Origin of the sequence: Plebeiibacterium marinum (assembly GCF_026013615.1) — a bacterium.
GTDB lineage: Bacteria > Bacteroidota > Bacteroidia > Bacteroidales > Marinilabiliaceae > Saccharicrinis > Saccharicrinis marinus_A.
In genome coordinates, this window is the sequence record NZ_JAPDPI010000011.1 from 44,398 (window position 1) to 60,405 (window position 16,008).

The window sequence follows — 16,008 nt, forward strand, 5'->3', positions numbered from 1 at the left end:
CTTAATAGATCGATTCCTTATTTCGAGATTGGAACCTTATTCTTAAGGTACCAAAAAAGCACCACAAATATTGCGGTGCTTTAAGGGTTGATTGGATAATCAATTCATTATCGGGAAATAGTAATTGACTTTTTTGGTTCTACCATAACAGGCTTTCCATATACAAACAGTTCTGCCGGCAGTGTTGCATGAGAGATGATTTCAACCTCTTTGGCATTGACTCTTACTTCTAAGTCTTTTCCCTTAAAAGTAATGCGGAATGCATACTCCTCCCATTCGTTGGGGATGGTGGGGGTCAAATACAGCTTTTCGTCATAGGCTCTTTTGCCACCAAATCCTTCAACAATGCTCATCCAGGTTCCTGCCATACTGGTAATGTGTAAACCTTCATGAACTTCGGCATTATAGTCGTCAAGGTCAAGCCTTGAGGTTCGCAAATACATTTCATAAGCCTTTTCTGTTCTTCCTATTTTGGCAGCCATAACAGAATGAACGCATGGAGATAAGGATGATTCGTGAACCGTACGTGGTTCATAGAAATTGAAGTTTCTTTCAATTTCTTCGTCAGAAAATTCTTCTTCCAGCACATAAATACCTTGAAGGGTATCAGCCTGCTTTATAAAGTTTGATCTAAGGATCCTGTCCCACGACCAATGCTGGTTTATGGGGCGCTCTGCCGGATCAAGGTCATCGGCCATTACCTGCTCCTTGTCCATAAAGCCATCCTGTTGCATAAATACCTTTAATTCTTCATTGTAAGGAAAATGCATCCGGTCAACTATATCTTGCCACCTGTTGGTTTCTTCCTCCTTAAAGCTCATTTTTGCAACAAGTTCATCATACCTTGCAGGTGCTGCCGACTTAACATGAGCTAGTGCCTCCTGGGTGTATTTTAAACACCAGGTAGCCATTTTGTTGGTGTACCAGTTGTTGTTAATGTTGTTTTCATATTCGTTTGGACCCGTAACCCCAAGCATAACATATTTTTGTCGTGCTTCAGAAAATGTAATCCTTTGGCTCCAGAACCTTGAAATACCAACCAATACCTCTAAGCCATATTCTTCAAGATATTTTTTGTCTCCGGTGTGGCGGATGTAATTATGGATGGCAAAGGCAATAGCCCCGTTGCGGTGTATTTCTTCAAATGTGATTTCCCACTCGTTGTGGCATTCTTCGCCGTTTGCTGTTACCATTGGATAAAGGGCGGCACCATCTTTGAATCCTAGTTTTGCGGCGTTTTCAATAGCCCTGGGAAGGTGTTTGTACCGGTAAATTAATAACTGACGGGTAACTTCAGAAGGAGCTGTCATCAGGAAGAAAGGAACGCAATAGGCTTCAGTGTCCCAATAGGTTGTTCCACCATACTTTTCTCCTGTAAAACCTTTGGGGCCCACATTCAGTCTTTCATCCTCTCCTGTGTAAGTCTGGTTTAGATGGAAGATATTGAAACGGATTCCTTGTTGGGCAGCCACATCCCCTTTGATTTTGATGTCGCTATGAACCCATTTTTCGGCCCATTTTGACCTGTGGTCCTCAAACATCTGATCAAAACCTTTGTGACAGGCATAAGAGGCCAATTCTTCGGCTTTTGATTTAAGCTCACCGGTAGTGTAGTTTAAAGATGAAGTTACGCCAACGTATTTTTCAATAGATGCGGTTTCTCCTTCTTTTACTTCCAACTCAACCTTATTGCCTACCCATTTATTTAATTGAACTACCTCTGCATTTGTTTTTTGAGGTTTCTCATTTAGTTTTATCAAGTATTTCATTGCAAAACCACAACGAAAATCAGATTTCTTTGTCTGGGATTCCAAATAGGCAAAGCCTTCGGCAGCCTGTACATCAAGAACATTCCAAAACTGTTCGTCGTAGTTGGAGTCCTCATTTACAATGTCACCATCAATATAAGGAGTAAAGCTTATCTTTCCACTAAAATTTATGGGTGTAACAGAATATCTGATCGCTCCGTTTTCAGTATCTGCCATGGAAACAAATCGCCTGGTTTTAACCAGTACCTTTTTGCCATCATTCAGGGTTGCCCCAAATTCTCGTTGCAAAAAGCCCTCTTTCATATTAAGGGTGCGTGTAAAACTGTCAATTTTGCATGTGTTGAGGTCCAGTTCAAAGCCATCTATGTTTACATTGATTCCGATCCAGTTTGGGGAATTCAATACTTTGGCAAAGTATTCGGGATAGCCGTTTTTCCACCAGCCAACTCTTGTTTTATCAGGATAGTAAACGCCAGCTATATAGCTGCCCTGTAAACTGTCCCCGGTATATTTTTCTTCAAAGTTGGCTCTTTGACCCATTTTGCCATTACCAATGCTGAATATACTTTCGGATGCCTGGTGGTTTGCAGGATCAAATCCATCTTCAATTACACACCATTCGTCATATTTCAAATATTTCTTCATAATGTCGTTGTTTAAGTTTTAGTTGTTAAGTCCTTCAAGCATGGCAATGTTCATTTTATGAAGTCCATCAACTACAAAATCTGCTTTCCGCAAAATTTCTGCATTTCCAATACCGATGCATTTCATCCCTCCTGCAATAGCAGCTTCAACACCGGCTTCGGCATCTTCAAAAACCACACATTCCCCGGGGCTTACATTTAGGGCTTCTGCTCCTTTTAAAAACACTTCCGGGTCAGGTTTTGCGTTTGAAACTTTGGTTCCGTCAATAATCGCATCAAAGTAGGATGTAAGCTCCAGCCTGTTTAAGATTGTCATGGCATTTTTGCTGGCTGAGCCCAAAGCTATTTTGACGCCTTCTTTTTTTAGCTGCTCTAAAAACTCTTTAGTTCCCGGGAGGATTTCCTCTGGTCCCATTTTTAGAATATATGATAGGTAATTTTCGTTCTTTTTAGTGGCCAATTCAAGCTTTTCCTCTTCGCTTTTTTCCACATTGCCAATCGACAATAGGATATCAAGGGAAGTCATTCTGCTAACCCCTTTCAATCTTTCGTTATCTTCAACTGTAAAATCAAATCCCATTTCGTTTGCCAGCTCTTTCCAGGCTATATAATGGTATTTGGCTGTATCAACAATTACCCCGTCCAAGTCGAAGAGACATGCTTTTATTTTACCCATGTTGTTTGAAATTTTGTAAATGTTTTTTTTAAATCAACGTTACATGAAGTATCTTGTTTATGGATTACTTCAATGTTAATTAATCGTTTAGTTAGATTTTGAAGGTTTAACAAAGATGACTGAGATGGCGCCGAGGAACATACTTACACCGGCCACAACTAGCATATAAATTGCTTCTCCTCCAAAAAAGAATCTGAGTACCGAACCAGCTACCAGTCCACTTAATATTTGAGGCCCTGCAATAGTAAAATTGAAGATGCCCATGAATACGCCCATTTTATCAGCTGGCAATGATTCGGATAGGATGGCATACGGCATGGCCAATACAGCAGCCCAGGCTATACCCACCCCTATCATAGGAAACATCCACAGTACGGCGCTAGATGGAACATCAACCTGAGTAAATAGCAGGTTGACATGCATCATTTCTCCTCCTTCAAACAAAAAGGTGGAGCAGTAGGCAATTCCGCCTATAAGCAGTGCTATACTGTATACTGTTTTTCTTCCTATTTTTGTGGCTATTTTACTCATGAATACCGAAAATATGGCTGCAAACAGGCTGTATCCTGCAAAAAGAATCCCAATCCAGTCGCCGGCATCCTGAGCTGCCTGAGAGGCACTGTCGCCAATCTCGCATCCCCATACGTGTTGAGATACAGCTGGAGTGGTGTAGACCCACATAATATACAATGCAAACCAGCTGAAAAATTGTACTACTGCCAATTGTATCATTGTTTTTGGGGTTATTTTCAATAACCTGAAGAACCCGAAGAATCCCTTGTATTGAGGATCTATTTCAGCTTTTACATCCAATCCTTTATATGCTGCATATTCTTCCGGAGGGTATTCTTTGGTTTTTACTACAGTCCAGATTACAGATAGCAACAAGGCACTTCCTCCAATGTAGAACGACCAGATTACCGAAGCAGGTACCTGACCTTCAGGTGCTGTGTTGGCTATGCCTAATGAATTTGTAAGAAGAAAAGGCAAGATGGATCCTAACACGGCACCTGCATTGATAAGGAAACTTTGAGTTGAATAACCAACGTTACGTTGCTCCTCCGGTGTCATGTCGGCAACCAAGGCTCTAAATGGCTGCATGGTGATATTGAAAGAGCCATCCATTAAGGCAAACATGAGCAAACCAAATAGAAGCACCGGCATAATGGAAACTACTATTGAGGCATTGGGCATTAAAAACATTGCAAGGGCTGCTATTATTGCTCCTCCCAAAATATAAGGGCTTCTTCTGCCTAGTCTGTTCCATGTACGGTCGCTTGCCGAGCCAACAATAGGTTGAACGATCAGTCCCATTAAAGGAGCTGCAATCCAAAATAGTGGCAGGGCATGCAGGTCTGCTCCTAAATTTGACAATATCCGGCTTACATTGGCGCTTTGCAGTGCAAAACCCATTTGAATCCCCAAAAAACCGAAACTTACATTCCAGATTTGCCAAAATGAAAGATGAGGCATCTTCTTCATGATCAAAAAACAATTTTAGGTAAATACTTATAGTAATACATTAAATATATTAATAATAAATATGCATTGTAAATGTTTGATGGGTGTACAATTTTTATCACTCATCAAATGTCCAGGTGTGAGTAAAACAGAATAGCAACTTAAGGTATTAGCTTGGTTGTTGATAAAATAGTCCTTTAAAAATCCGTTAGCAAATATACAACATAAAAGAAATAAAAAACAAATATATTGAAACGCTTAACTTGTTGTGTTTGCGCCTGATTACGTTTTGTTCTCTTTTTGCAACCGTTTGCGGAATGCCTATAAAAAAGTTTAAAAAAATGATAAGTATTTTTCATGTTTGTTCTGCAACCGTTTGCAAAAATGGTTTTGTTAGTCTTTGGTCATTGGTTCATTGGTCAATGGTCAATATGTCATTGGTGATGGTTGATGAGAAATGAGAAGAGTGTTGGGGGAGTTTTGATGGCATTGAATAAACCCATTGGGCCAAGAGGATTATGATTTGCATCAAATTGGCTGTGGCGAAATGCTCAGTGGCCTAAAGTGGCATCCGTGCTATATGCCATAAGCTATGAGCTATATGATAAAAGCTAAACTCTAATTCTACATCAGAGTAGATTCCCTGATTCGCAATACCGGGGTAATTGTTTTTGTGGTAGGTTTATATATATCCTCTGTATTTTCAATTTGGTTTAATAATAATTGTGTGGCTTCTTTTCCAATTTCGGTTCCTTTTTGTTCTACAGTAGATAATGGGGGATAACAAATGTTGGCGTTGGGGCCATCTCCAAATCCAATTACAGAGATATGTTCAGGAATCCTGATTCCATTTTTCATTAAAACCTGCATGGTGGCTATTGCAGTAGAATCGTTTACAGTGAATATGCCATCTATTTGATTCGCTAGTTGTAATATCTTGCCAGCGTTGGCAAATACATCATCCCGGGTGTCACATTTTATTATAAAGTCAGGATTAAACTGAATGCCATTTTCCTCAAGGGCTTTGATATACCCGTCTCTTCTGCGTTGCCCAATCAGAAGGTGTGATGGTGCTGCCAGATGTAATATGTTACGGCATCCGGTTGCAATTAAATGGTGGGTGGCAATTTTTGCTCCCATAAAGTCATCAATAAATACTTTGTCGGCCTCAATTTCATTAGGTGCCCTATCGAAAAAAACAACAGGGATGCCATGGTCGATAAGGTTCCGGATATGGTCATGATCGAACGTGGTTTTACTAAGTGACATTAGCACTCCATCAACACGATTGTCTAAAAGAGCTTGTGCATCAATTACCTCGCGATTGTAATCTTCGTTCGATTGGCAAATCATAACATTGTATCCCGCTGCATAGGCTACTTTTTCAATGCCAGATATTACTGATGAAAAAAAGTGGTGAACAATTTCCGGGATAATAATCCCAATGGTGTTGGTTTTGCTCCTGCGCAGGTTTAAAGCCAGTGCATTGGGACGATAATTTACTTTTTGAGCAAATGCCTGAACCATTCTTTTGGTTTTGGGACTAATATCAGGGTGATCTTTTAATGCCCTGGAAACAGTAGAGGCAGAAATTCCCAAAATTTTAGCAATGTCTTTAATCGTAACCTGGTGAGCCATAGGAATAATTACAATATAATAGCGTTTTTTTATTAGTACCCCACATTTTAAAGATACAATTACCGCATCAAAAAAAGTGTTTTTTAGTTAAAATCTTCTAAAAAATGATGTTTTTATTTCCTCCAGACCATAAAAAGTTTTGCTTTTCGGGTATTTACAAAATCGTAAAAACATGTTGTACAACATACTTGTTTTTTGCAAACGACGTCGCAAACGTTTGCGACGTCGTTTGCGTTAAAAAATGTCAACTTTACATAGCTCTATGTTAATAAATGTATAATCCGTATGCTTTTTTCATGTAGATTTGTAATGTCCATTTAAAGTAAAAACGGCTGCAAATAAAGAGTTAGGTGGTTGTTGTATTATAAAATCCTTAAAAAGTCCACAAAAAATTTATTTAAGAAAATTAAACAAGTTTTTAAACTGTTAAATCTTTAGTTTTATGATTAAATCATTGAATTTTAACAAAGTCATTCTGCTGCTGGCAGGTTTGTTTATGCTAACAAGCCTCTCGTTTGCGCAAGAGATGACACTTTCCGGTGTTGTTACCGACTCAAACACCGGTGATGTATTGCCAGGTGTTACAGTTGCAATAAAAAATACAACTACAGGTACAATCACAACTCCGGATGGTACATATACTTTAAAAGCCAATGCGGGAGATATTCTGATTTTCTCTTTTATTGGTTATGTTACTCAGGAAATTGCATTAAATGACCAAAAAGAATTGAATGTGGCCTTAGTTCCAGATGTGATTGGGATGGATGAGGTTGTCGTTGTAGGTTATGGTCAGGTAAGAAAAGAGGATGCTACAGGATCTGTTTTTACGGTAAAGTCGGATGATTTTAACCAGGGTTCTACAACATCTCCTCAGGATCTTATTGTGGGTAAGATTGCCGGTGTACAAATTGTTAGTGATGGGGGTGCCCCCGGTTCTGAAGCGACCATTAGAATCCGTGGAGGTTCTTCAATGTCGGCAAGTAATGATCCGTTGATTGTAATTGACGGGATGCCTTTGGATAATCGGGCTATCGATGGAATGAGCAATGTGTTAAGCTCATTGAACCCAAATGATATTGAAACATTTACTGTATTAAAAGACGCATCGGCAACTGCAATTTATGGATCACGTGCTTCCAATGGTGTAATCCTTATTACAACTAAAAAGGGGTCTGCAGGGCAAAAGGTTAAAGTTACCTATGACACTAAATTCTCAATCGGCAAGATTAAAGAGACCATAGATGTTTTAAGTGCAGATGAGTATCGTACTTTAGTAAATGAGAGGGCGCTAACCAATTCTTCTGTAAATCCAGACTTATTGGGAGATGCTTCAACAGATTGGCAGGATGAAATATACAGAGATGCAACCGGACAAGAGCACAATATTGGTGTTTCTGGTTCATTCAAAGATATCCCATTCCGGGTTTCAGCAGGATATACTGACCAAAACGGTATTTTACAGACCTCTGAAATGCAAAGGACAACAGGGACTTTAAATATTAATCCCAGCTTTTTTGATGAACACTTAAAAATAAATTTAGGTGCCAAATACATGGCCGTTGAAAATCAATTTGCAGATAGGGGTGCGATTGGAAATGCTTTACGTTTTGATCCTACACAATCTGTTTTTAACAATACAGGAATATATGGAGGATATACAACCTGGTTAATGGGTGATGGTTCCCGGAATGTAAACGGTACAAGAAACCCGGTGGCACAATTGCAACAAAGAGAAGATATTTCTGATGTATCAAGGATCATTGCCGACTTTCAAGCTGATTATAAATTGCATTTCCTTCCGGAATTAAAAGCAAGCGTGAAGTTGGGTTACGACTATTCAGACAGTGATGGTGAGGTGAATACAGATTTGGATGCTTCGTGGGTTAGAGCTTCTTCAACAGGTGTGGATAGAGACTATACGCAGGAGAAAAAGAATGAATTGCTGGATTTTTATCTTACTTATGATAAAGAGCTTCCATCCCTAAAAAGTAAAATTAATGTAATGGGTGGATATGAATGGCAACATTTCTGGTCGAAGGCTACAGCTTATGAGGTTGACAGGTTTAATACTGCTATAGAAGATTCTGAAGATGAAACAGAGAACTACCTAGTTTCTTTCTTTGGTAGAGCTAACTATACATTTAAGGACAAGTATATTTTAACAGCAACAGTACGTAAAGATGGTTCTTCAAGATTCCATGAAGATAACAGATGGGGAACTTTCCCTTCGGCAGCGTTGGCATGGCGGGCAAGTGAAGAAACTTTTCTTAAAAATATTGATGCCATTAGTAATGTAAAAGTTCGTTTAAGTTATGGTATAACCGGTCAGCAAGAGCTAAATAGTGGTGATTATCCATATATGGGAACTTACAGGTTAAGTGACTCAAGAACACAATATCAGTTCGGAAATCAATATTATACCTTGATAAGACCTGATGGATACGATGCCGGGTTACAATGGGAAAAAACAACTACATACAATGCCGGTATTGATTATGGATTTATTAATAACAGAATTTACGGTACGTTTGACATCTATAAACGTAAAACTGAAGATCTGTTAAACACTATCCCGGTTCCGGCAGGAACAAACTTTACCGACAGGTTATTGACCAACGTAGGTGATTTGGAAAACAACGGATTTGAATTCTCTGTTAATGCAATCCTGTTGGAAAAGAAAGATTTGTTTTGGGAAGTTGGTTTTAACCTGGCGTATAACAATAATGAAATTACCCGTTTAACAAATTACGATGATCCTGATTACAGAGGAGTTGAAACTGGTGATATTAGTGGGGTTGGTGTTGGTAATACTATTCAGATCAATGCAGTAGGACATCCATTAAATACATTCTACGTATACGAGCAGGTGTATAATTCTAACGGAAAGCCAATTGAAGGCCTTTATGTGGATAGAAATAAAGATGGGCAAATTACTACAGCCGATAAATACTACGCTGAGGATCCTGCACAGGATTATAATATAGGTTTTTCATCAAACCTTAAATATAAAGACTTTGATTTTGGCTTTAATGGTAGAATAGGCATTGGCGGGCAAATTTACAACAACGTTATTGTAGGAGGCCGTTATCAGGAAATGACTGTAAATGAATATTTAACCAATATGCCGTCTGAAATTAACAAATCGAAGTTTGAAACGGCCCAACAATATTCAGACTATTTTCTTGAAGATGCATCATTCTTAAAAATAGATAATATAACCCTGGGTTATAATTTTACTAAATTATTGAAACCTCTTTTAGGTTTTGACCTTCATGCCAGAGCATTTACTACAGTTCAAAATGCTTTTGTGATAACCGATTATAGTGGATTAGATCCTGAAGTAAACGGTGGGATTGACAATGATGTGTATCCAAGACCAAGAACTTTCTTGTTTGGATTAAATGTGAATTTTTAATTGATAAGTGTTTTGATTATGAATAAGAAATATTATAAAACAAATTATATCATCATTGCATTTGCTTTATTATTTGCATTTGCATCGTGTACTGATGATTTGGACACCTTACCTCTGGATGAGGATATAAAAACTGCAGAGAATGTTTTGACTGATGCCGAATCATATAAAGAGCTTTTGGCAAAATGTTATGCAGGGTTGATTTTAGGTGGTCAGACTGGCGTAGATGGAGAACCTGACATAAGTAGTATTAATGGTGGATTTTCATCTTACCTAAGATTACTTTGGAATCATCAGGAGTTGCCTACGGATGAGGCTATTTGTGCCTGGAATGATGGTAACCTGAGAGATTTGCATGATCAGGACTGGACTAGTTCAAATGAGTTTGTTACTGCTATGTATTATCGTATTACTCTTCAAATAGCTTATTGTAATAATCTGATTAAACTGACTGAAGGGCAATCGGAGTATGAAGCGTTTAGTACTGAAGCCAGAGCTTTAAGGGCTTTAAGTTATTACCATTTGCTGGATATGTTTGGACGTGGGCCATTTGTTACCGAGGAAGATGAAATCGGTTCGTTTTTCTTTCCGGAGATGGCTACCCAACAAAAGATATTTGATTATATAGAGACTGAGCTGACTACTATTGAAGAAGATTTAGCTGCTCCCGGAACTAATGAATATGGTAGGGCTGATAAAGGTTTGGCCTGGGCTATCCTGGCTAAAATGTATTTAAATGCAGAAGTATATATTGGTACTTCTAAATATACAGAAGCGATTACTTATTGTAATAAAATTATTGGAGGAGGTTATTCTTTAGAGTCAGATTATGAAAATCTGTTCTTAGCAGATAACCATCTAAGAACCAACGAAATTATTTTTCCTATTACATCAGATGGCAACAACACTCAATCCTGGGGAGGTATGACATTTATACTTCACTCAACTGTTGGAGGAGATATGCCTGCAAGCGAATCCGGAATTGACGGAGGTTGGGGTGGAAACAGAACCACCAAAGCTTTTGTAAACCTTTTCCCTGATCTTACAGGAACAGATGTGAGGGGGATGTTTTATACAGAAGGTCAGGAATATGAAATAGAAGATATTTTCAACTTCAGACATGGGTATGCATTGCGTAAGTTTAAAAATATTACTTCAACAGGTGAAGTTGGTTCAAGTTTATCATTTCCTGATACAGATTTTCCATTGTACCGATTGGCAGACTTTTATTTAGCCTATGCCGAGGCTGTAGTGCGTGGTGGAACAGGAGGTGATATGGCAACAGCAGTGGGCTATGTTAACCAATTAAGAGAAAGAGCCTATGGAGATGAATCAGGTAATATTGATGAAGCTGATTTAACACTGGATTTTATTCTTGACGAAAGAGGGCGTGAGCTATACTGGGAATGTCACAGAAGAACAGACTTGGTTCGATTTGGTAAATTAACAGGTGGCGATTATGTATGGCCATGGAAAGGGGCTGTTGCTAACGGTCAGTCAACCAACGCAAAATACAATGTGTTCCCTATTCCTTCGTCGGATATTAATGCCAATCCAAATCTATCAAATATCACAGGTTATTAATAGATTTTAAAAGAAACAATATGAAAAATATACAATACATATTAATATTATTTCTTGCATTAAGCATTTTTTCGTGCGAGGATGATGATATTTTAAAATTGAATGAGTCAAAGTACACTCCAGCTACCAATATTATGGGTTTTGGTGAAACTTTGGCCATATCAAAAGCTACAAAAACAGAATCTATCGAAGTGGCGTATACGCCTGCTTATTATGGGGTAGACCTGGTTGTTACACATACACTTCAGTTTTCAACAGCATCTGATTTTTCAGATCCTGTAACTTTTGATGTGGATGCATCTGACGACGCTTTTACATTTTCGGTGGGTGCTCTTAATGAATTTCTAACAGAATCGTTATTGCTGCCTGTTGATGAGGAAGCTGATGTATATGCAAGGGTGGTGACTAATTCTTTAGAAGGAGTTGATACATTATATTCTTCTGTTGTAAACTTTAAAACTACCCCTTATTTGGATATTTTATTTGCGCCAAATACGCTTTACTTATTTGGTGACGGAGTAGGACGTATTGCGCAGAATAATAAATTGAGGTTAAATAAAGTCCATAGTGAGCCTGATGATAATTGGATGATTGTATGGATGGAAGCAACAGGAACATTTAAGATCTGTTCTGATGTTGATTATAAGGGTGTTATTGGTAAAGTAGGGGATCCTGTTAGTGGTGAATATACGCTAGGAACTGTTGATAATAGAGGAGAAGATATTCCTGTTCCCGGAACTGCAGGATATTATACGGTTGGTGTAGATTTGGCTAACAATAAATTATTGATAGAACCTGCTAACGTATACATCTGTGGTGATAATGTAGGGGGATGGCCAACAAGTTCTGTTGTTGAAGAAAATAAGTTTCAGTTGGATGCTGAAAATAAAACGATGTATCTAACTAAAAGCTTATTAGGTGGAGAGCTAAGGCTTCATGTTACTCATCCATATATTTCTGCAAGTGACTGGTGGCATGCTGAGTTTATATTCCTTGATGGAAAAATTGAATACAGAGCTGATGGTGGAGATCAGGAAAGAGTTAGTATTAGCGGTGGTACGCAAACAATAGAGCTTGACTTTATTAATCAAACTGGTAAAATGAAATAACAATGAAGAATCTAAAATATTTATTTATATCATTATTGGCTGTACTCTTTTTCTCTTGTGAAGATGATTTTGATACGCCAAATGTAACTGCGCCAGTTCAAGGAACTGCGCCGGTTCTTGCAGATGTTTCCCAGGATATAGATCTTGTTCTTGCCAAAAAGAATGAAAAAGAAACTGTTGTAGATTTAAGCTGGACTGCAGCTACCTACGCCGATCCTATTGGTGTAAGATACTATGTTCAAGTAGATGCTCCCGGTAATGGTTTTGCTGATGCTTTGGAATTTGACAGGGTAGCAGAGACATCTACTTCAATTGTTGTGGGTGATTTAAATACTTTGATTTCTGACCGATATGCTCCAGCCGTAAAGGTTGAGCTGGAAGTTAGGATCAGAGCTGCGGCAAACGAAGATCTTGATGATTTGTATTCAGATTCGTTTACTATGAAAGTAACCCCTTACCTGGATGTTGCCGTGCCAGAGGAATTATATATATATGGATCTGCTACAGTTGTGGCAGAAGTAACAGATGGCCTTGCAGCTTATGGTAAAGATGATGTATTTACAAAGTATTTGAAACTGACTAAAGATGGAGTTTTCCAGTTCTCAGATGCGAAAGAAAGCAGTGGGTTTGATTATAACTTTGGTAAATTTGCTACACTTTCTGATAATATAGCTGATGCCGGAGACGACGATGGTAACTTTAAGTTTACCGGTGAAACAGGATGGTATGTTGTTACTGCAGATTTTGTAAATAGTAATTTAACTATTGCAGCTTATGATAGCTACGTTAGTGACTATCCAAATATTTACCTTGTTGGAGATTATAATGCAGTTGATCCGGCATGGAGTCCAGGAACATCACCAGAAATGACCCGTAAATCAGAAGGCGTTTATTCAATTGAAGTGACCCTTAAAGATGGAGCTGCTTTGAAATTCATAAATCAGCAAAATTGGGAAGGACTGGATTGGGCAGATGCGGATTCAGAAGGTAACTCAGGAATATTAGCTCCAAAGGGAAAGAATAACGATATTAAATTCGATGGAGGAGATAAAGGCTATACAATTACTTTAGATCTGAACAAAGGCGTATATGCAATTGAAGCACTTCCAGAATATCCAACAAACCTGTATATGATTGGTAGTTTTGTTGGTTGGAGCTGGGATAATGCTGTCGAAATGATTCCGGTTCATAGTAACCCACACCTTTTCTGGAAAATTGCCTGGTTCGAGGCTGGAGCAGCAATGAAGTTTAATTCTGCTAAAGCATGGGACGGAGGTCAATTTGGAAAAACTGGTGATAATGCCGATGCTGAAGGTGTTTGGAATAAAGGTGGTGATGATATACCAATAGCAGCGGCAGGTTATAAGATGGTTGTAGTGAATTTGTTAACCAATACTATCCAAATTACAGATCCGGTTATTTATGCTCAGGGTAATGCTTTTGGAAATTGGGATGGTGGAGTATTCTTATTTACCCCGGATGCAGCAGATAACAAAATATTAGTTTCTCCGGCAGCCGTTGCTGATGATAATGCAAGGATGTACGTAACAGCAACTACATTGACTAATGAAAGCGGAAGTGCAGTTGACTGGTGGCAAGCTGAGTTTAATGTATACCCTGGAGGAATTGAGTACAGGGGTGCCGGTAATGATCAGGCTGCAGCACCTATTTTAACAGGACAACAAGTTAAATTGAACTTTAGTACCGAAACAGGAGTGTTTGAATAATTAGTATTTCAAAATAATTTTTAAGCCGCCCATAGTGGCGGCTTTTTTTAATAAATATTGCATATGAAGCCCTTTTACCTTTGTTTATTGTTAATTTTAATACTTGCTTCGTGCCATGATTCTTCACATAAAAACCATGACAACGCCAGTGTGTCTTCTCCTCCCCAATGGGCAAAAGATGTAATTTGGTATCAAATATTTGTGGAGCGGTTTAATAATGGTGATCCAACAAACGACCCAACCCCGGAAACAATGTATGCATCCTCAAATTTTATCGATACACCCGAAAACTGGTCAGTAACTCCCTGGACTCAGGAATGGTACCAGGATGAGGAATGGGCGCAAAAAGATGTGCAGGACTTTTATGCAAACCTTCAGCTTCGTCGATATGGAGGCGATTTGCAAGGGGTGCTAAACAAACTTGACTACCTTAAAGAATTAGGCATTACAGCCATTTATTTTAACCCGCTGAATGATGCCCCGTCTTTGCATAAATATGATGCGCGTAATTTCCGCCATATTGATGTAACTTTCGGTCCCGACCCAAGGGGTGATATGGAAATCATTGCATCAGAAATTCCTGATGATCCCACCACCTGGAAATGGACTGCCGCAGACAAAATGTTTCTTCAGGTAATAGAAGAAGCACATAAAAGAAATATCAAAGTTGTGCTCGACTACTCATGGAACCATACGGGCGTTGAATTTTGGGCATGGAAGGATGTTGTAAAGAACCAGGAACAATCAAAATATAAAGATTGGTATATCATTAATTCATTTGATGATCCGGCAACCGAAGAAAATGAATTCAATTACGAAGGGTGGCTGAATATACAAAGCCTTCCTGCTTTGAAAAAAGTTGGTGCAACCGAAGGGCATAGGCCAGGCCACCCATACGAAGGCGATCTGCATCCGGAAGTGAAAAAGCATGTTTTTGCCGTTACCAAACGCTGGTTAGCTCCTGATGGAGAAGTTAGCAAAGGGTTGGATGGCTACCGTTTGGATGTTGCGGACCATATACCTATGGGGTTTTGGCGCGATTATCGGAAATATGTAAAATCCATTAATCCTGAAGCCTATTTGGTTGGTGAAATATGGTGGGAGGAATGGCCCGAGAAAATGATGAACCCGGTTCCCTATGTGAGTGGAGATGTGTTTGATGCTGTGATGCATTACCAGGTTTATCGTCCTGCACGTTGTTTTTTTGCTAAAAATGATTATCAAATTGATGCAAAACAATTTGTGGATAGTTTAAAATATCAATGGGGAAGGATTTCTGAAGAAACAGCTCAGGCTATGATGAATGTTGCGGCAACACATGACTCGCCTCGCTTGTTAACCTCTTTTGCAAATAAGGGAAAGTATAAGTATAGGGCTAAGCCTAGTGATGATCCTGATTATATAACCAGCAAGCCCAATGAAGATACTTACCAAAGGGTAAAGCTTTACCTGATGCACCAGTTTACAAGTGTTGGAGCACCCCAGATTTGGAATGGCGATGAATTTGGCATGTGGGGTGGAGATGACCCGGATTGTCGTAAACCACTATGGTGGCCTGAATATCAATTTAATCCCGAAAATAAAAATAATATTCAGGATAAAGAAAAAGAATATGTGGAAGTCTGTTTCAATGAGGAGTTGTATGCTTATTACAAACAAATGACCGATCTTAGAAACAAAAATATTGATGTGTTTGCAGAAGGCTCAATTGAGTTTGTTAAAGCTGAAGGAAAGTTGTTGGCCTATTTACGAAAGCTGAACGATACAGAAGTGTTGGTTGTTTTAAATGCAGGAGAAGAGTCTGTAACATACAATTTACAACCGTCTAAAACATATAAAGATCTGATAAAAGGTGTAAAAGTAAGCCGAAATGAGTTGGTTTTAGAGGCGTTGTCTGGTAAGGTTTTATTAGTAGAGTAATGCCATAGCATACTGTTGGAATTTAAGTCTCCGGATGTGTAAAATAGAAAATGTATTTAAAAGAT

General features: G+C 38.7%; 9 protein-coding genes. 5 read left to right on the top strand and 4 right to left on the bottom strand.

The window, feature by feature from the left end:
- Positions 1–107: 107 nt before the first annotated feature.
- The 4 genes from OM074_RS07270 to OM074_RS07285 all read right to left on the bottom strand — a co-directional run bounded on the left by OM074_RS07270 (position 108) and on the right by OM074_RS07285 (position 6,188).
- Positions 108–2,414, bottom strand: coding sequence for a family 65 glycosyl hydrolase domain-containing protein (locus OM074_RS07270; protein ID WP_301198794.1), 2,307 nt, complete (start codon positions 2,412–2,414; stop codon positions 108–110).
- Positions 2,415–2,432: 18 nt separating this feature from the next.
- The gene (gene pgmB / locus OM074_RS07275; RefSeq protein WP_301198795.1) at positions 2,433–3,089 is read right to left on the bottom strand and encodes a beta-phosphoglucomutase; all 657 of its coding nucleotides are present in this window, start codon (positions 3,087–3,089) and stop codon (positions 2,433–2,435) included.
- A gap of 87 nt (positions 3,090–3,176) precedes the next feature.
- Positions 3,177–4,571 carry an MFS transporter gene (locus OM074_RS07280; protein ID WP_301198796.1) on the bottom strand — a complete coding sequence of 465 codons (1,395 nt, stop codon included), beginning with the start codon at positions 4,569–4,571 and terminating at the stop codon, positions 3,177–3,179.
- A 603-nt stretch (positions 4,572–5,174) separates the two neighbouring features.
- The gene (locus OM074_RS07285) at positions 5,175–6,188 is read right to left on the bottom strand and encodes a LacI family DNA-binding transcriptional regulator (protein WP_301198797.1); all 1,014 of its coding nucleotides are present in this window, start codon (positions 6,186–6,188) and stop codon (positions 5,175–5,177) included.
- 442 nt (positions 6,189–6,630) lie between these two features.
- Between OM074_RS07285 and OM074_RS07290 the strand changes: the two genes are divergently transcribed.
- The 5 genes from OM074_RS07290 to OM074_RS07310 all read left to right on the top strand — a co-directional run bounded on the left by OM074_RS07290 (position 6,631) and on the right by OM074_RS07310 (position 15,943).
- Complete coding sequence (locus OM074_RS07290; protein ID WP_301198798.1) at positions 6,631–9,603, top strand: SusC/RagA family TonB-linked outer membrane protein; 2,973 nt, start codon at positions 6,631–6,633, stop codon at positions 9,601–9,603.
- Positions 9,604–9,621: 18 nt separating this feature from the next.
- The gene (locus OM074_RS07295) at positions 9,622–11,187 is read left to right on the top strand and encodes a RagB/SusD family nutrient uptake outer membrane protein (protein ID WP_301198799.1); all 1,566 of its coding nucleotides are present in this window, start codon (positions 9,622–9,624) and stop codon (positions 11,185–11,187) included.
- A 20-nt stretch (positions 11,188–11,207) separates the two neighbouring features.
- Positions 11,208–12,296: a SusF/SusE family carbohydrate-binding protein gene (locus tag OM074_RS07300; protein ID WP_301198800.1), complete on the top strand. Its 1,089-nt coding sequence runs from the start codon at positions 11,208–11,210 to the stop codon at positions 12,294–12,296.
- Positions 12,297–12,298: 2 nt separating this feature from the next.
- Complete coding sequence (locus OM074_RS07305) at positions 12,299–14,023, top strand: SusF/SusE family carbohydrate-binding protein (protein WP_301198801.1); 1,725 nt, start codon at positions 12,299–12,301, stop codon at positions 14,021–14,023.
- 63 nt (positions 14,024–14,086) lie between these two features.
- Positions 14,087–15,943, top strand: a complete 1,857-nt coding sequence (locus OM074_RS07310; RefSeq protein WP_301198802.1) for a glycoside hydrolase family 13 protein — start codon at positions 14,087–14,089, stop codon at positions 15,941–15,943.
- The last annotated feature ends 65 nt before the right edge of the window (positions 15,944–16,008 follow it).